10 protein-coding genes are annotated in these 17,513 nt (G+C 72.6%); 3 read left to right on the top strand and 7 right to left on the bottom strand.

From position 1 onward, the window contains the following. Both ACW14Y_RS30695 and ACW14Y_RS30690 read right to left on the bottom strand, forming a co-directional pair. Complete coding sequence (locus ACW14Y_RS30695) at positions 1-582, bottom strand: PadR family transcriptional regulator (RefSeq protein ID WP_380309713.1); 582 nt, start codon at positions 580-582, stop codon at positions 1-3. Between the two features lie 53 nt (positions 583-635). Continuing rightward, positions 636-2,690 (bottom strand): oxidoreductase, encoded by a 2,055-nt coding sequence (locus ACW14Y_RS30690; protein WP_456984118.1) that lies wholly within the window; start codon positions 2,688-2,690, stop codon positions 636-638. Between the two features lie 258 nt (positions 2,691-2,948). Between ACW14Y_RS30690 and ACW14Y_RS30685 the strand changes: the two genes are divergently transcribed. Continuing rightward, positions 2,949-4,214 (top strand): FAD binding domain-containing protein, encoded by a 1,266-nt coding sequence (locus ACW14Y_RS30685; protein WP_456984117.1) that lies wholly within the window; start codon positions 2,949-2,951, stop codon positions 4,212-4,214. Between the two features lie 146 nt (positions 4,215-4,360). On the opposite strand, the gene ACW14Y_RS30680 is transcribed toward ACW14Y_RS30685, so the two are convergent. Together ACW14Y_RS30680 and ACW14Y_RS30675 are read right to left on the bottom strand one after the other, a co-directional pair. Next, positions 4,361-4,936, bottom strand: a complete 576-nt coding sequence (locus tag ACW14Y_RS30680; RefSeq protein ID WP_030391715.1) for a TerD family protein — start codon at positions 4,934-4,936, stop codon at positions 4,361-4,363. Between the two features lie 54 nt (positions 4,937-4,990). Continuing rightward, complete coding sequence (locus ACW14Y_RS30675; RefSeq protein ID WP_456984116.1) at positions 4,991-5,974, bottom strand: LysR substrate-binding domain-containing protein; 984 nt, start codon at positions 5,972-5,974, stop codon at positions 4,991-4,993. 71 nt (positions 5,975-6,045) lie between these two features. Between ACW14Y_RS30675 and ACW14Y_RS30670 the strand changes: the two genes are divergently transcribed. After that, on the top strand, positions 6,046-6,786 hold the full coding sequence (locus ACW14Y_RS30670; RefSeq protein ID WP_380309721.1) for an SDR family oxidoreductase: 741 nt from the start codon (positions 6,046-6,048) through the stop codon (positions 6,784-6,786). Positions 6,787-6,877: 91 nt separating this feature from the next. On the opposite strand, the gene ACW14Y_RS30665 is transcribed toward ACW14Y_RS30670, so the two are convergent. Both ACW14Y_RS30665 and ACW14Y_RS30660 read right to left on the bottom strand, forming a co-directional pair. After that, on the bottom strand, positions 6,878-7,405 hold the full coding sequence (locus tag ACW14Y_RS30665) for a hypothetical protein (RefSeq protein WP_456984114.1): 528 nt from the start codon (positions 7,403-7,405) through the stop codon (positions 6,878-6,880). Continuing rightward, positions 7,402-15,192 (bottom strand): ricin-type beta-trefoil lectin domain protein, encoded by a 7,791-nt coding sequence (locus ACW14Y_RS30660; RefSeq protein WP_456984112.1) that lies wholly within the window; start codon positions 15,190-15,192, stop codon positions 7,402-7,404. The genes ACW14Y_RS30665 and ACW14Y_RS30660 overlap by 4 nt, the downstream gene beginning before the upstream one ends. Before the next feature lie 373 nt (positions 15,193-15,565). Here ACW14Y_RS30660 and ACW14Y_RS30655 point away from each other — a divergent pair, with 373 nt between their 5' ends. Further along, positions 15,566-15,859 carry a hypothetical protein gene (locus ACW14Y_RS30655; protein WP_456984110.1) on the top strand — a complete coding sequence of 98 codons (294 nt, stop codon included), beginning with the start codon at positions 15,566-15,568 and terminating at the stop codon, positions 15,857-15,859. Positions 15,860-15,865: 6 nt separating this feature from the next. On the opposite strand, the gene ACW14Y_RS30650 is transcribed toward ACW14Y_RS30655, so the two are convergent. Next, entirely contained in the window at positions 15,866-17,440 is a 1,575-nt protein-coding gene (locus tag ACW14Y_RS30650) for a glycerol-3-phosphate dehydrogenase/oxidase (RefSeq protein WP_402721953.1), read from the bottom strand. Positions 17,441-17,513 lie beyond the last annotated feature (73 nt).

Here is a 17,513-nt window from a genome sequence, read left to right as displayed (position 1 = left end):
TCAGGAGGGGTTCGCCCGGACTTCCGAGCCTTCTGCCGACGGCTCGCCCGGTGCCGGCGGCAGGTTCGCGACGGTCTCCGCGAGCCACCGCACCCAGAAGGACTCCAGCCCGACGCCCGCCCGCAGCACCGCGTGCTGGAGCGGATCGGCCCCGTCCTCCGCCCCCGCCGGGAAGTCGCGCCGCCCGATCGCCTCGTAGTGGGCCAACTGCGCTCGGTGCAGGTCGAGGTGGCGGCGCAGCTCGGCGTCGAGCCCGGCCGTGCCGACCACGGCGGCGGCGCGCAGCCGCAGCAGCAGCGGGTCGCGGATCGGCCGGGGGTCGTCGGCGGCGGCCGTCCACCGGGCCAGTTCGGCCCGGCCGGCGGGCAGCACCTCGTACTCCTTCTTCTGCCCGCGCACCGGACCGGCCTGCGGGAGCGCCCGGATCAGCCCGGTGGTCTCCAGCCGGCCCAGCTCGCGGTAGATCTGCTGGTGGGTGGCGGACCAGAAGAAGCCGATCGACCTGTCGAACCGCCGGGTCAGCTCCAGCCCCGAGGACGGCTGCTCCAGCAGGGCGGTGAGGATGGCGTGCGGCAGCGACATGGCACCGATCCTAGGCGCCGCCCCGGGACGGAGGCCGGGGCGGCGTCCCGGGATCAGAGGGCGGCGGCGAGCTCGGTGCCCTGCTTGACGGCGCGCTTGGCGTCGAGCTCGGCGGCCTCGTCGGCGCCGCCGATCAGGTGCGGGGTGACGCCCAGGGCGCGCAGGGCGGCGTCGAGGTCGCGGCGCGGCTCCTGGCCGGTGCACAGCACCACGGTGTCGACGGGCAGCAGCTGCGGCTCGCCGTCGACGGTGAAGTGCAGGCCGGCGTCGTCGATCCGGTCGTAACCCGCGCCCGCGACCATGGTGACGCCGCGGTGCTTGAGCTCGGTGCGGTGGATCCAGCCGGTGGTCTTGCCCAGCCCGGCGCCGACCTTGGTGGTGCGGCGCTGGAACAGGTGGACCCGGCGCGGCGGCTCGGGCCGCTCGGGGCGGGCGAGGCCGCCGCGCTCGCGGTAGTCGCCGTCGATGCCCCAGTGCCGGCGGTGCACGGCCGGGTCGAGGCTCGGCGCGTCGCCCGCGTCGGTGAGGAACTCGGCGACGTCGAAGCCGATGCCGCCGGCGCCGAGGATCGCGACCCGCTCGCCGACGGCGGCCCCGTCGCGCAGCACGTCGAGGTAGCCGAGCACGCTGGGGTGGTCGACGCCCGGCAGGTCGGCGGGGTCGGGGACGCGCGGGCTGACGCCGGTGGCGAGCACCACCTCGTCGAAGCCCTCGGCGGCGAGCGCGGCCGCGTCGACCCAGCTGCCGAGCCGCAGCTCCACGCCGAGCTCCGCCAGCCGGTGGCGGTAGTAGCGCAGGGTCTCCGCGAACTCCTCCTTGCCCGGGATCCGGCGGGCGATGTCGAGCTGACCGCCGATGACGGCGGCGGCGTCGAACAGGGTGACCCGGTGGCCGCGCTCGGCGGCGGTGACGGCGCAGGCGAGGCCGGCCGGTCCGGCGCCGACGACGCCGACCCGCTTGGCCCGCCGGGTCGGGGCGAGCACCAGCTCGGTCTCGTGGCAGGCGCGCGGGTTGACCAGGCAGGAGGTGATCTTCCCGCTGAAGGTGTGGTCCAGGCAGGCCTGGTTGCAGCCGATGCAGGTGTTGACGGCCTCGGGGCGGCCCGCGGCGGCCTTGGCGACGAAGTCCGGGTCGGCGAGCAGCGGGCGGGCGAGCGAGACCAGGTCGGCGCAGCCCTCGGCGAGCAGCCGCTCGGCCAGCTCGGGGGTGTTGATGCGGTTGGTGGCGACCAGCGGCACGGACACCGAGCCCATGACCCGCTCGGTCACCCAGGCCCAGGCGCCGCGCGGCACCGAGGTGGCGATGGTGGGGATGCGCGCCTCGTGCCAGCCGATGCCGGTGTTGATGATGGTGGCGCCGGCCGCCTCGACCGCCTTGGCGAGTCGGACCACCTCGTCCAGGGTGGAGCCGCCGGGGACGAGGTCGAGCATGGAGAGCCGGTAGACCAGGATGAAGTCCGGTCCGACCCGCTCCCGGACCCGGCGGACGATCTCGACCGGGAAGCGCATCCGGTTCTCGTAGCTGCCGCCCCACTCGTCCTCGCGGTGGTTGGTGGCGGCGGCGACGAACTCGTTGATCAGGTAGCCCTCGGAGCCCATGATCTCGACGCCGTCGTAGCCGGCCCGGCGGGCGAGTTCGGCGCAGCGGGCGAAGTCGTCGACGGTGGCCTCGACCTCGTCGGCGGTGAGGGCGCGGGGCGGGAACGGGCTGATCGGGGCCTGGACGGCGCTGGGGGCGACCAGGGCCGGGTGGTAGGCGTAACGGCCGAAGTGCAGGATCTGGAGGGCGATCCGGCCGCCGGCGGCGTGCACGGCGTCGGTGACGACGCGGTGCTTGTCCGCCTCCTCCTCGGTGGTGAGCTTGGCGCCGCCGTCCCAGGGGCGCCCGGCCTCGTTGGGGGCGATGCCGCCGGTGACGATGAGGCCGACGCCGCCGCGGGCGCGTTCGGCGTAGAAGGCGGCCATCCGCTCGAAGCCGTTCTCGGCCTCCTCCAGGCCGACGTGCATGGAGCCCATGATCACGCGGTTGGGGAGGGTGGTGAAGCCGAGGTCGAGCGGGCGCAGCAGGTGGGGGTAGGGCGGCGGCGGGGTGCTGGCGGTCGTCGTCATCGCGGCTTCTCCTGGTGGGGCGGGAGCGGGCAGTGGTCGGGAGGGCGGAGGGGAGTGGCTGGCTGGCTGGCTGGCTGGCTGGCTGGCCACCACACGGTAGGCGAGCCGGAGCGCCCTATGCAACCAGTTGCATAGGTGATCCAGGGAACACCCCGGGAACACCTCGGACACTGCGCTGACGGACCGTCAGTCCACGGCGTATGGTCGACGGGACGACGGACGGGGCCGCTGGCGCCCCGGCGAGGAGGGGGAGCGGTCGTGCGGGGTGGATCGGTGGCCGTGGTCGGCGGCAGCATCGCGGGTTGTGCGTTCGCGCGGGCGGCGGCCCGGGGCGGGGCCGAGCGGGTCACCGTGCTGGAGCGCAGCCCGGGTCATCTGGAGGACCGCGGAGTGGGCCTGTGCGTCCTGCTGGACCGCTACGACGAACTGGTCCTGGCCGGCCACCTGGACGACGGCATCCGCCACCATCCGCTCACCACCCGGCACTGGGTGGCCAAGGACCCGGCGGGCGCCCCGCGCGGGCGGGTGCTGTGGGTGCAGCCGATGGCGATGCACTCGTTCCACTGGGGTGTGCTGTGGCGGGGGCTGCGCGAACGCACCCCCGAGCAGGTGGAGTTCCGGCCCGGGACGGCCGTCACGGCGGCCGGCGGCACCGACCTCTCCGGACCGGCCTGGGTGGAGACCGCGGCCGGCGGGCGCGAGCCCTACGACCTGGTGGTGGGCGCCGACGGCCACCGTTCGGTGGTGCGCGCCGCCGTCTGCCCGGAGGCCCGGGCCGAGTACGCCGGGTACGTCGCGTGGCGCGGCAGCTTCGACGCCCGGCTGCTCGACCGCCTCCCGGGCGGCGCGGCCCGGTGGCCCGAGGCGGAGGTGATCACCGCCTGCTACCCCGGCGGACAGGTCGTGCTCTACCGGATCCCGGGGCTGACCCCCGGCACCACCCTGGTGAACTGGGTCTTCTACGCCCCCGCGCCCGACTGGCTGCGGACCGCCGGCGGCACCGACCCGCTCGGCTTCGCGGTCGGCTCGCTGGACGCCGCGCGCCGCGACGACCTGTCCGCACTCGCCGAGCGCGTCCTGCCGCCGTACTGGGCCGGTGTGGTCGACCTGACGCCCGTCGAGCGGATCCTGCTCCAGCCGATCCACGACCTGGAGACCCCGCGCCGCACCGCCGGCCGCCTGCTGCTGGCCGGGGACGCCGCGACGCTCGTCCGCCCGCACACGACCAGCGGCGCGGCGAAGGCGCTGCAGGACGCCTGCGCCTTCGAGGACGCCTGGCGGGCGGCGGAGGGGTGGGCCGATCTGCTGCCCGGCTACGACCGCGAGCGCGGTGCGGCGGGGCGGGCGCTGGTGGAGCTCAGCCGCCGGCTCGGGCGGGCGCAGGTCACCGGGGCTCCGGACTGGTCGGCCGTGGACGGGCCGGCGATGGCCGCGTGGTGGAGCGACCAGCTGGGCGCCTCGGGCGGGTTCGGCGGGCTGGCGCTGGAGCGGAAGCCGAATCCGCCTGTGGCGGAGGGGCGCTGACCGGGGGCCGACCACCGGGCGGCGACCCGCTCAGTCGACCGCCCGGTGGCCCGTTCACGTGGCCCGATCACATGGCCCGATCACATGGCCCGTTCAGGTGCTCCCGGCGCCCCGGGCATCCGCTGTCGGACGGTGTCGGACGTTGATCAGACGTTGACGCCGTAGTCGGTCGCGATGCCGCGCAGGCCGGAGGCGTAGCCCTGGCCGATCGCGCGGAACTTCCACTCGGCGCCGTTGCGGTACAGCTCGCCGAAGACCATGGCCGTCTCGGTGGAGGCGTCCTCGGTGAGGTCGTACCGGGCCAGCTCCTGGCCGTTGGCCTGGTTGACGATCCGGATGAAGGCGTTGCGCACCTGGCCGAAGCTCTGGAACCGGGCGTCGGCGTCGTAGATCGACACCGGGAAGACCACCTTGGCCACGTCGACCGGGACACCGGCCAGGTCGACCTTGATCTGCTCGTCGTCGCCGTCGCCGCCGCCGGTCAGGTTGTCGCCGCTGTGCTCGACCGAACCGTCCGGGCTGCGCAGGTTGTTGAAGAAGACGAAGTGCTGGTCCGAGACCACCTTGCCGTGCGCGTTGCAGAGCAGCGCGCTCGCGTCCAGGTCGTAGTCGGCGCCGGTGGTGGTACGGACGTCCCAGCCGAGTCCGACGATGACGGCCGTCAGGCCCGGCGCCTCCTTGGTCAGCGAGACGTTGCCGCCCTTGGCCAGCGAAACTCCCACGATTGCCCTCCTCGGTTGCTCTCCCTGCCAAACGAATCTACAGCACTGTAGAGATCACGAGAATCCGTCCGTCGCCACATCCGCCGATCCGGCCGGACCGCCGGCCGTCCCGCCCTCCGCGCCGCCGGCCGCTCCACCGGCCCCGACGTCGGGCAGCAGCCGGACCCGACGCGACAGTAGCTCGACGAACGCCGTCGTCAGCGCGTCCGGCCTGGTCCTGGTGTACGCCACCAGCGGCCGCCGCACCGGCGGTTCGGGGCGGCGGACCACGCCGTCGAAGCCGGGCGGCACGATGTTCGCAGGCACCAGCGCCGGGCCCAGCCCGGCGGCCGCGAGCAGCGGCGCCGCCGCCGTCTGCTCGGTGCGCACCGCCACCCCCGGCCGGAACCCGGCCGCCGCGCAGGCCGCGTCCAGCACGTCCGCCAGGCCGTTGCCGGGGGCGTAGTGCACCCAGTCCCGCCCGGCCAGGGCCGCCAGCGGCACCGGGGCGTCGTCCGGCCCCTCCCGCCCGTCCTCTCCTTCGGACGGGAGCACCAGCACGAACTCCTCCTCCCCCAGCTCCCGGATCGGCCCCTCCCAGCCCACCGGCAGCGGCCCCACCGCCACATCCGCCTGGCCCGCCGTCATCGCCGCCCGGAGGTCCTCGGTGTGCGCGAACTCCCGCAGCCGGATCCGCACCTCCGGATGCGCCGCCCGCCAGGCCCGCAGCACCGGCGGCAGCAGACCCAGGCTGACCGAGTACACCGTCGCCAACTCCAGTTCCCCGCAAGCGAGTCCGGCCGCACCGAGGGCCGCCGCCCGCAGCCGCTCGGCGTCCGCCAGCGCCGCCCGCGCGTGCGGCAGCACCGCCCGCCCCATCGGCGTCGGCCGCACCGCCCGCGGCAGCCGCTCCAGCAGCGGCCCGCCGAGGGCCCGCTCCAGCGCCCGCACCTGGTGCGACAGCGCCGGCTGGGTGACGTGCAGCAGCTCGGCGGCACGGGTGAAGGACCCGGTGTCGACGACGGTCACCAGGTACTCGAACTGTCGGAGCGTGGTCATGCAGCCAGTTTATGGATCCCTTCGAAAACAAGCCTTGGACGCATCACCCCTGGTCGGAACAGCCTTGTCCCATGACCGACAGCACTCTCCCCCTCGCCTCCCGCCGCGTCGTCGTGATCGGCGCCGGCTCCCGCACCGGCCGCGCCCTCGCCCACGCCGCCTCCGCCGCCGGAGCCGAACTCGTCCTCGCCGGCCCCGACCCGCGCAAGCTGGAGTGGACCGCCGGCGAACTCCCCGGCCCCGCCCGCACCGTCCCCGTCGACCTCGCCGACGAGGCGTCCGTCGCCGCCCTCGCGGCCGCCACCGGCCGCTTCGACCACCTGGTCTCCACCGCCGCCATGCCCGCCAACGGCCCGCTCGCCGAACTCGAACTCGCCGACATCCACCGGGCGTTCGCCGCCAAGGTCTACGGCCCGCTGCTGCTCGCCAAGCACCTCGCCCCGCAGGCCGCCACCGACACCCCCGACGGCGCCTCCTTCACCTTCTTCTCCGGCGTCGCCGCCTGGCGCCCGGCCCCCGCCCGCACCGTGATGGCCACCACCAACGGCGCGCTCGCCTTCCTCGTCCAGGCCCTCGCGGTCGAGATCGCCCCGATCCGGGTCAACGCCGTCTCCCCCGGCATCGTCGACACCGGCGCCTGGGACGGCCTGGGCCCCGACAAGACCGCCTTCCTGCGCTCCGTCGCCGACCGCAACCCGGCCCGCCGCACCGGCACCGTCGACGACCTGGTCGGCGCCGTCCGGTTCGCCATGACCAGCCCCTTCGTCACCGGCACCGTCCTCCACGTCGACGGCGGCGGCCGCCTGGCCTGAACCGGCACCGGGAACGACAGAGGGGCTCTCCCGGGCATCAGCCCGGGAGAGCCCCTCGGCCGAAGAATCCGGCCGAACATCCCTCAGGTGGCTACCAGGGCAACTCGGTAGCGTCGCTGAAGAGAATCCGGTAGAGCGGCCCGTCCTCCGGCTCCTCGTCCGGCGGAATCATGAAGGGCGCGTTCGTTGTCGATTCCTCGGCCGACAGGACGTGGAATCCCCCGTCCCGCAGGATTTCGAGAAGGGCCGCGGCCACCTGGTCGGTCGATGCCACCAGCGGGGTCGAGACCAGGTCGGAGAAGAACGACCCGACCTTGTCGACCTGAATCACCATGGCGAACGGGCCCACCATCGACAGCAGCACGATCCACTTGCGCCGGCGGCCGCCGTCGACCTCCAGCCGGAAGCAGACGTCGTCGTCGAGATTGGTGCACTCCTCGACTCCGGCGATCTCCGACATCCGCCGGATCTGCTCCGCGTAGGGATTCCGGTCGTAGCACTCGTTCACGAACGCGAAGTTCGGTCGTGGACCGTCGCCGTACGCCCTCGATGCCCACTCGGCCCAGCCGGTCAACGCATGACTCATTTCCATCCGGCTCTCGATCTCCCGGTCCGTCACTTGTGGTACGGCGAACCGTGGATTTTACCCTTCTTGACCGTGACGCGCACGATGCGCTGGAGCTCACCGTGCATGCCACGACCGACCGGGAACGGCATCTTCATCTTCCGCTCGCCCGCGCCGCCGCCGGTCCTGCGACCGAACGCGTGCACGAACCTGGTCAACGGGTCGGCCATCCGCTTGGAGAGCCAGTGCGAGGTGTTCTTGTTCTCCTTGAGTCGGTTGTTGTAGTGCGACGAACCCTTGATGTGGCCCTGCTGCTGCTGGAAGTTGATCGGTGCCTTGTAGCGGGCCCGCGCCTCCTTGACGGCCACCTTGGCCGCCTGGATGCTCTTGGAGGCCTTGACCGCCTTCACCGCCACCGAGGCCGCCTTGACGACGACCGCAGCGCCGACCGCGGCGGCGACCACGGTCACCGCCATTTCCGCGGCCTTCCCCCAGTTGCCACTGGCGGCGTACGAGACCGCTGACACCGCGGCCGCGACCGACCCGATCGGGCCGGGAACCACGGTGGCGACGACCTCGGCGACCTTGGCGACGACCTCGACCGTCTTCTTCAGCCACTTGGGCATGCCCCAGTTGCCGTCGAGGTCGGTGCAGTTGACCGGGTCGCCGGTGCAGTAGTCGTAGGTGCTGGCGTTGCCGCCGGGCACCGGGTCGATCTGCAGGAAGCGGCCGAGGGCGGGGCTGTAGAGGCGGGCACCCATGAGGATGTCGCCGTCCTGGGCCTCGGCGGAGCGCTGCTTGCCGCCCAGCCAGCCGTAGCGGGCGGTGGCCTGGCCGTCCTGCGGGATGCCGAACTCGTCGAAGTCCAGCACCACCGGCCTGGTCAGCGCGGTGTCGGTGGTGATGACCACCGAGCCGAACAGGTTGGTCAGCTGGAGCTGGACGTCACCGGTCCTGCTGGTGGTGGCCACCAGGTCGGCGTCCGGGCCCGAGACGTTGCGGGTCAGGGTGCCCTGGGTGGTGTCCTCGATCGTCCAGCGGACCTCGTCGGAGTCGTCACCGTAGTGGTTCAGCTTCGACGTGGCGCCGGCCCAGGAGCCGTCCGCCTGCTTCTTGCTGGTGGTGAACGCGGTCAGGCGGTGGGCGGCGTCGACGGCCCACTCCTGCTTGGTGTCCCCCTTCTCCTGGGCGGCGACCCGGTCGTTCGCCCAGTAGGTGTTGGTCGCGCCGGTCGCGGTCTTCACCGTGCGCCCGAAGGCGTCGTAGACGAAGCCCGCGTCCGTGAGACGGTCGGCACTGTCGTAGGTGTGGTTCTCCGCCGCGGCCCCCGCCGTGCTGCACTCGCCCGACGCACCCTTGGGGGACGTCTGCTTGGACAGCCGGTTGGAGTGGGAGTCGAAGGCGTACTGCCGGGTGACGCAGCCGGTGGCGACCGTGGACTGCTCGGCCTTCACCAGCCGGCCGAGCCGGTCGTACTGGTAGGTGCGGGTGGCCGTGGAGCTGGTGTCCTTGACCACCTGGCCCTGAGTGGAGACGTCGGCGGTCTGGGCCCAGACCACCTTGTTGTCGCTGGTGCGGGTGTAGGTACGGCCAGTTGCCTCGCCGACGGCGTTGACGGTGTCCTTGCGGACGATGCCGCCGGGGTAGGTCTGCTCGACCAGCTGGCCGTCCGGACCGTACTTCGCGGTGAACTCACCGGCCACACTGTCGTTGACCGAGGTGACCAGCCCGCGCGGCTCCTTCGCGCGGTCGTAGGTGTAGGTGCTGAAGCCGGTCGGGTCGGTGACCTTCACCGGCTTGCCGAACCGGTCGAACTCCGAGGTGGTGGTGCCACCGTCGGCGTCCGTGTACGAGATCAGCCGGCCCAGCTGGTCGATCACCCGGGTCAGCGACTTGCCGCCGGCCGTGGTCTTCACACTGTCACCGGTGGCGGGGTCGTACTCGGTGGTGACCTTCGGCAGCGGCTTGCCCTCGTCCGAGGTGATCTCGGTCGACAGGATCCGGTCGGTGCCGTCGTAGGTGGTGACGGTCTTGCGGGACTTGCCCGCGTTGGTCTCGGTGGTCTCCTCGGGCTCGCCGAACGGCGAGTAACGGGTGACCCGCTTGACCGGCAGGGTGGTCGGCATCCGCGCCGCGTCCGCGCCGGTGACACCGCCGCCCGGCATCGTGACGCACCCCAGGCCCGCCCACTCCGGGTGATTGCCGCACGCGGCGTCGTCCGGGTTGGCACCCGCGGTGTAGAAGACCGCCTTCACCGTCCCGGCGTCGGCGCCGTTGGACCCCGGCTTGCGGGACTCCAGCGCGCGGCCCTGGGCGTTGTACTTGACCGTCGCGGTCGGCTTGGCGCCGAGCGCGTCGGTGGTCACCGAGGTCGGCTTCCGCAGCGTCCAGCCGGCGGTACCGCCGATCGGCGCGTCGTAGCCGTTCTTCGTGACCCGCACCTCGGCGTCGTCGGCGTAGCCGTCGATGCGGGCGCCGTCGGTGCTGGTGGTGACCAGGTGGTAGGCCTGGCCGTCGGGCTTCCCTTCGTCGTAGGTGCTGGTGTTGTGGTCGCGCGCGACGACCGGGGTCCCGGCCGCGAGGGTCGGGTTGAGGGTGGTCTTGGTCAGCGTGACGGTGTCGATCCCGGTGTGGTACCGGGCGCCGGTGCTGGCCGGGTTGGCGTCGACGACGGTGAACTTGAGCTCGTGGTCGCCGCGGGCGAGGCGGACCGCCTGGCCGGTCGCGTACGGGACGACGACCGGATCGGCGGAGTAGGTGTCGATCGGCTGGCCGACGTTCTGCCCGTCGATCGCGAACTGCACGATGCCGTGGTCGCTGAACTTGGTGAGCTGGCCGGAGAGCACGTAGTCGCCCTCCTCCGGCACGCTGACGCGCACGGCGTCGAACGCGCCGGCCGCGGTGGGCCGGATGCTCAGGTGGGCACCGCCGGACCAGGTGAGGCCGCAGCAGTTGGTGTCGATCTGGGTCGGCGCGGAACCGCCGAGCTGCGGCAGCTTCTCCGCCTCGGACGTGACCGTGACCGGGGTGCTCTGGCCGGTGACCTGCTCGGTGAGCAGGGCGCGGTAGGCCGGGCCGAGCGTCTCGGCGACGTCCAGACCGTCCTGGGAGTACGTGGTGCGCGAGTCGAGCTGGCGGGCCCGGGACGCGGAGTCGCCGGTCAGGTTCAGCTCGGCCGCGAACCGGGCGGCGTCCGGGTGGTTGCCCAGCGCGATCGCGCGGTTGGTGGCCTCCAGGGAGCGCACGACGTGGCCGTAGCGGTCGTACTCCTTGGTGTCGATGTCACCGCCCGGCGTCACCGACGGCGTCGCGGTGTTGACCTCGTTGCCGGAGGCGTTGAGGTAGTGGACGGTGGCCGGCCGGTAGCCGTCCTGACCGGGCTTCACCGCCGTGGCGGTACTGGTACCCGGGTCGTCCTCGGGACCGAAGACGGCGGTGGCGTCGGTGGGCGCGTCCAGCTGCGCCCACTTGGCCACATCGGTACCGGCCAGGTCGTACGGACCGCCCGCACCGCGCGTCAGCGGCACGTCGTAGACGACAGCGGTCGCGATCTCACCGTTGACCTGGTTCTTGGTGCCCGGTGCCAGCGTCCCGCGGCGGACCTTCAGCAGGCGCCCCGGGTCCTGGTCGGCCGCGGCCCTGCCGTAGTCGAAGTTCCACGGCAGCTCACCGGCGGGGGTGATCCGAGCGACCCGGCCGTCCGCGTCGTAGGCGTATCCGATCTTCAACGGCTGCGCCGCACGCGGGTCCCAGACCTGGGCGATACGGCCCTTGTCGTCGTACGCGTAGTGCGCGACCTCGACGGCCTCCTGCTTGGAGGTCACCGGGTTCCACGACCACACCTTCACCGCCCGGACCCGGTCCAGGTAGTCACCGGCCGCAGCCGCCGTGGCGGTCGTCACCTTGGCGTAGTCGTACTCCATGACCTCGCAGCCGCGCGGCAGCGGGTCGACCGAGCAGTGGTTGGCGTCGTCGACGCCCGGCTCGACCGGCGGGATGACCCGCTTCACCAGCGAGCGGCCGTCGGTGGTGTCGTACTGGTACCGAGTGGCCGAGGACGCCTCCGGACCGATGTCCGAGACCACCTGGTAGATGGAAGATCCGGCCTGACGGGCGAACACCGTCTTGGAACCGTCCAGGTCGGACAGCTCGTAGGTGGTGCCGGCGGTCTGGACGTCCCAGATCTGGTTGGGCCCGGCCCAGCAGACCCAGATCGAGGCGCCCTTGTCGGCGTCCAGGCACTTGCCGGACTGGCGGTTGATCACCATGCCGTCGGTGCGGACGTCCCACTGCTGGTTGATGCCGGCGTTGCAGCCCCACAGGGTCAGCGGGGTGCCGTTGTCGGTCACGCCCCACGAGTTGTCCAGGCAGTAGCCGAGCACACGCAGTGTCCCGTCGTCACCGCGGGTCCACTGCTGGTTCGCCGCACCGGTGCAGGGCGCGCCCCGGAACACGGCGCCGTTGCCGGCCGAGCCGTTCGGAACCTCCAGGCACTGCCCGGTGGTGCTGAGCACGAGAGCGCCGCCGACGGCCGGGACGGCCTTCAGGGTGAGCGACTCGGCGCCCGGCTCCGGGAAGAAGGTGCCGTCGGTGCCCTTGGCGAAGGTCAGCGAGGTGTCGTCGTTGCCCTTGATCTCGACCAGGTCGGACTGGGGGAACGACAGCGAGCGGTAGTCCGAACCGGCACCCGCGTCGGGGCCGCCGGCCCACTGCGGACCGAACGGGGCGACGATCTCCTTCAGCGAGATGTCGTCGAAGAACACCTGCTTGTCCGCGCCGGTGAAGCCGTTGTAGAGGCGGAAGAACGCCTCGGTGGCGTCCGCCGGGACCGCGAGGTCCACGCTCAGCTGTTGCCAGCCGTCGGTGAAGCCCGCCTTGGGCGAGGTGGTCTTGGCGTAACCGGCGCCGGTCTTCACGAAGCCGGCGAGCCGCAGGCCGCGGTCACCGAAGTCCGGGTTCAGACCGGTGGAGCCCGGCACGTAGATCCAGCCGGTGAGGCGGTAGGTGCGGCCCGGCTTCATGCCGAGCGCCATGGTGTTGTCCGGACCGACACCCGCGTAGGAGTCGATCTGCCCGGCCTGGCCGGTCGGCGTGATCAGCAGCGAGTCGGTCGAACTGTCGTGCCCGCGCACGGTGGAACGCGACAGCGTCGCCAGCCCGGACGAGAACCCGGCCGTGTCGGTGCTGATCTGACGCTGGTTCAGCGTGAGGCGCTCGCCCTGCGGCTGCCAGCCGCGATCGGTGCCGCGCGAGGAGGCGGTGCGGGCCACCGACATACCGAGCTCGGTGGCGTCGTTGACGTCGGTGGAGAAGTCGCCGGTCAGCAGGTTGACCGAGCCCGGGCCGATCTCCGCGCTCGCGGCGCCGTCGGCGTTGCGGTCCACCGTGATGGTGTTCCAGACGGTGGTGTAGCCGTTGCCGGAGCCGTCCTCGGGGAACAGCTTGGCCCGGACCTGGACCACACCGCCGACGTTGCCGAGGGTGTCCAGCACGTTCCAGTTGGCGTGCGTGCCGAGGTCCGCCAGCCGCGGCCGGTCCTCGGTGACCGGCGAGTTGTCCGCCTTGGTGAGGTTGACGCGCGGGACGGCGTACTCCGTGGCACCCGGGCCGCGACGGTACTCGTACACCACACGCTTGAACTGCGCCTGCGCGTCGACCGCCAGCTTGACCCGCTTGGCGGACTGGCTGCCGTTGATCGGCGAGCTCAGGCCGGCCTGGCCGACCTGGAAGGTGTAGGTCGCCGGCGGGGACAGGTTGCCCGCGCGGTCCTTGGCCTGCACGCTGAGCACGCGCCGGCCCTCGGTGGTCGGGGTGATGCTGGTGGTCAGCGTCGCGCCCGAGTTCACGGTGACGGCCGTGCCGCCGTCCAGCGTGTAGACGTACGCGGTCACGTCGTCCGTCCCGGCCGGGGCCGAGAAGGTGAACGACCCGGCCTGGTTCGCCGCACCGTGCCACAGCCCGTCCGACGGGTAGTCGGCGGAGGTCACGAACGGCGCGCCCGGCTTGGTCGTGTCCACCACGAACTGCGTGGTCACCCAGTTGGAACGGGACTTGCCGTCGTCCAGCATCGAGGAGATCGAGTACTGCACACCCTCGTCGAGCTTCGGCAGCCCGAAGTCGGACGCCCGGACGGACGCGACCGCGCCGTTCGGGGTGTCCTTCGGGATGGAGCCGATGAAGGTGCCGCCGCGCCACAGGTCGAAGTAGACCTTCACCGCGTCACCGTCGACGTCCGCGGCCTGCGTCAGGAAGAGCGGGTTGGCGTCCGAGGTGTACTTCGGGTTGCCCGGCTGCGACGGCTGGATCTCGACCGTCGCCGGGGTGACCGGCACGGTGTTGTAGGTGATCGACAGGAACGGGGAGTGCTCGCCCTCGGAGGACTCGAACCGCTTCCAGGTGTAGGAGTCGTTCTCGTCCACCGCCTTGAGGCCCAACGCGTACGTGCCCGCGCCCATGCCGGACCAGTCCTGCACCAGCTTGGTGACGTTGGCCTTCACCCAGTAGGTGCCGCCCTCGCCGAGGCAGTCGTGGCTGTCACCGTCGTTCGGCACGTCACGGGTCTCGTCGGAGACCGCGTAGCGGTCCATCATGTTGGGCTGGTTGCCCCAGCGGTTGCCCGTGTCCGCGTACTGGGCGGACCAGACCCCCCACTGCTTCGGGATGCACGAGGAGGAGTGGAAGTTCGCCAGGTACAGCTTGGCGTCCAGGATCTGCTTGCCGTTGAAGTCGCCACCGGGGAAATGGATGAACGAACGGGCCTTGGTGGCACCGCCGTTGTACGTTCCCAGCTTCAACTCCGTGGAGGAGGAGTTGTCGTTGTTCTCACCGGTGTGCACGTACGTGTCGAAGTTCGCCTCGACGTTGACCGCCGGGTCGATCGTCACGGGGAACTGCGTCTTCGCGTCGGCCAGGAAGGCCGCGTCCGGGGTGAACACCAACTCGGCGTCCCCCCCGCTGCCGCGCAGCTCCATGAGGACGGGTGCGCGGTTGAGGTGTTCGCCCGAACGCTCCTCCACCGAGGCGTCCCACATGACCGGCGCCGGGATCCTGACGGCCGCACTGCCGTCGGCGCCCAGCAGGTGGATCGCGCCGTCGGGCTGCCTGGCCACCTGGTAGCCGGTGGTGTCGATCGGCAGCGTGAGCGTGCCGGCCTGGGAGACCGCGCTGCGGTCCTTGACGATCAGGTACTGCTCGAAGCCGGTCCGGGTCGCCTCCAGGAGGAGGTCCACACCGGGACGGGCGTCGACGTACGTGGCCTTGTTGCCGGACAGCTTGGGCTTGGGCAGTCGGCCCAGCCAGCCGAACTCGACCTCATGGCCCTCGGAGCCGATCTTGACCAGCGGGCGCTCGGCGGGCTTGGGGGCCGGCGCGGGCTCCTGCCCGGGCTGAGCCCCCGGCGCGCCCTCGGCCTGGGCCGCGGTGCGCGCGACGCCGCGGGAGGCGTGCTCGGCGGGCGCCGGCGCACCGGCGGCGGGGAGGCTGTCGCCCACCGTCACCCCGGCGTCGCCGCCCTCGAAGACCAGCCCCTCCGGGTGCGCCTTCGGTGCGACCTTGCCGTCCGGCGTCTGGACGAGGGTGGTGTCGACCGGGACCCACGCCTCGCCGACCTTCATCCGGACCGGACCGGTCGACCGCTCCGAGGTCAGCGTCCCCTCCGGGTTCGCCCACAGGGTGGTGAACTCGGTGCGGGCCTTGGTGACCTCGATCCGCTTGCCCTGGAGGCGGGCCGCCAGCAGGGCCGACGCCTCGTCAGGGGCCTCGGCGGACGGCGCGGCCGGGGTGGCCGGCGCCTGCGGAGCGGGCTTCTTGTCCGCCCGGGGCGACGCCAGGGCGTCGGTCATGACACCGGTCTGCACGAGCAGACCAAGTGTCAGAGCCGTTGATATTCGGCGTATCCAACGCAAGGAAAAGGCCCCGCCGGTGGAACCGGGCGAGGCCGAGACTCGTGGTGTCATCTGGACTCTCTCGCATGGTGACAGGTCATCAGACGGTCCTGTTCGGGACCTGGGAAAACCTCTCACCCCGAGCGAACCCCCCGCCGCAACCCAGGATGACAATCACGTAACAGATCGCCTACGCAGCGTTGTTTCCTCATGATTCCTGCACGAAGGAGATGATCATGACATTCACGCCGATCGCCCCACCGCGAGGGGAATTCACCCGACTCGCGACGTACACTGACCGTGTCCCGGAGGGCAGCACCGGAGGTCTCCCATGCGCCAGCGGCACAGCTTCCACCTCGACCGGACCGGCCATTCCGTCACGGTGAACGTCCGGTCCGGATGGATCACCGAGACCGAGGTGCTGGTGGACGGCAAGGAGGTGGCCTTCCACCGGGTCCGCGGGCACGGGGTGTACCCGCTCACGCTCGCCGCGCAGCTGCCGGAGGAGCCGCCGCGGCCGCTCGCCGTCCGGCTGGAGCGGACGGGCGCGCCGGAGCGGCCGCTCAGCTGCACGCTGGAGTTCGGTGCGGACGTGCAGCCGATGGCGGAGCGGACCGGGCACTAGAACGCGTCAGACCGACACCTTCGCCGTGATGCCCTCGACGGCCGCCCGAGCGCGCTCGGTATCCGCCGCGACGAGGCCGATCCGGGTGCGCCGGTGCAGCACGTCCTCGACGTCCAGCGCGCCCTCGTGGGTGAGCGCGTACGCGATCTCGGCGCGGCTGACGTCGATCCCGTCGGCGACCGGCGCCCCGTACCCGGCGCCGAGGAGTTCCTCGCCGACCGCCAGCACCTCGCCGGCCGCCCCGCCGTGCCGGGCGAGCAGCGAGGCCGCCACCTCTCCCTCCGGCACCGGACGGCTGTCCCGGTGGCCGGGGGCGCCGACCAGCGGCAGCCGGGCGGTCCAGCAGGCGCGGGCGGACAGCTCGCGCAGCCGGACGGCGGTGTCCACGGCGTCCTCGGCCATCCGGCGGTAGGTGGTGAGCTTGCCGCCGACCACGGTGATCACGCCGTTCGGCGACTCCAGGACGGCGTGCTGCCGGGAGATGTCGGCGGTGGCACCGTCGCCGGTGTCGATCAGCGGACGCAGCCCCGCGTAGGCGCCGCGCACATCGGCCCTGGTCAGCGCCGTTTCCAGGGCGCCGTTCACGGTGTCGAGGAGGAAGTCGACCTCGGCCTCGGAGGGCTGCGGCTCGTCGGGGACCGGGCCGGGCGCGTCCTCGTCGGTGAGGCCGATCGCCACCCGGCCGAGCTGCTGCGGCAGCGCGAAGACGAAGCGGCTGGTGGAGCCGGGCACCGGGACGGTCAGCGCGGCGAGCGGGCGGCCGAGCGCGGCCGCGTCCACCACCAGGTGGGTGCCGCGGCTGGGCCGCAGCCGGATGGACGGGTCCACCTCGCCCGCCCAGACGCCGGTGGCGTTGACGACGGCGCGGGCGTTCAGGGAGAACGAGGCCCCGGTGAGGGTGTCGACGAGCCGGGCACCCGTCCCGGTGACCTCCTCGGCGCGCACCCGGGTGAGCACGGTCGCCCCGTACTGCGCGGCGGTGCGGGCCAGTGCCACCACCAGGCGGGCGTCGTCGACGAGTTGGCCGTCGTGGGCGACCAGCGCGCCGGACAGGCCGGCGCCGCGCAGGCCCGGCACCAGGACCCGGGCGCGGTCGGCGCCCACCCGGCGGACCCGGGGCAGCAGACCGCCCGGGGTGCCGGCGCTCAGCCGCAGCGCGTCGCCCGCGTGGAAGCCGGCCCGGACCAGCGCGGCCTGGCCGGGGCGGAACAACCCGTCCAGCAGCGGCACGAGTTGGGGCAGCGGCCGGACCAGGTGCGGGGCGGTGCGGGTCATCAGCACACCGCGCTCGACGGCGCTCTCCCGGGCCACGCCGATCCGGCCGGAGGCGAGGTAGCGCAGACCGCCGTGGACGAGCTTGGAGCTCCACCGGCTGGTCCCGAAGGCGAGGTCGCGGGACTCGACCAGGGCCACGCACAGTCCGCGCGCGGCCGCGTCCAGGGCGACGCCCGCGCCGGTGACGCCGCCGCCGATCACCAGCAGATCGACCGACGGGCGGTCGGCCAGCGAGGAGAGCTCCAACTCGCGGCGGCGGGAGGTGAGTCGGGCGGTCCCGGCGAAGGGCCCGGCGGTGGTGGTCATCTGCGGCCTCCGGAGGCGGTCGGTCTGCGGGCGGTGCGCGGGTACTGGGCTCTGGTGGCCGGTGACTGGTCGC

This window comes from Kitasatospora sp. cg17-2 (assembly GCF_054031055.1).
Note: the sequence above shows the minus strand (reverse complement) of the source record. Positions and strands in the feature narration are given on the sequence as shown.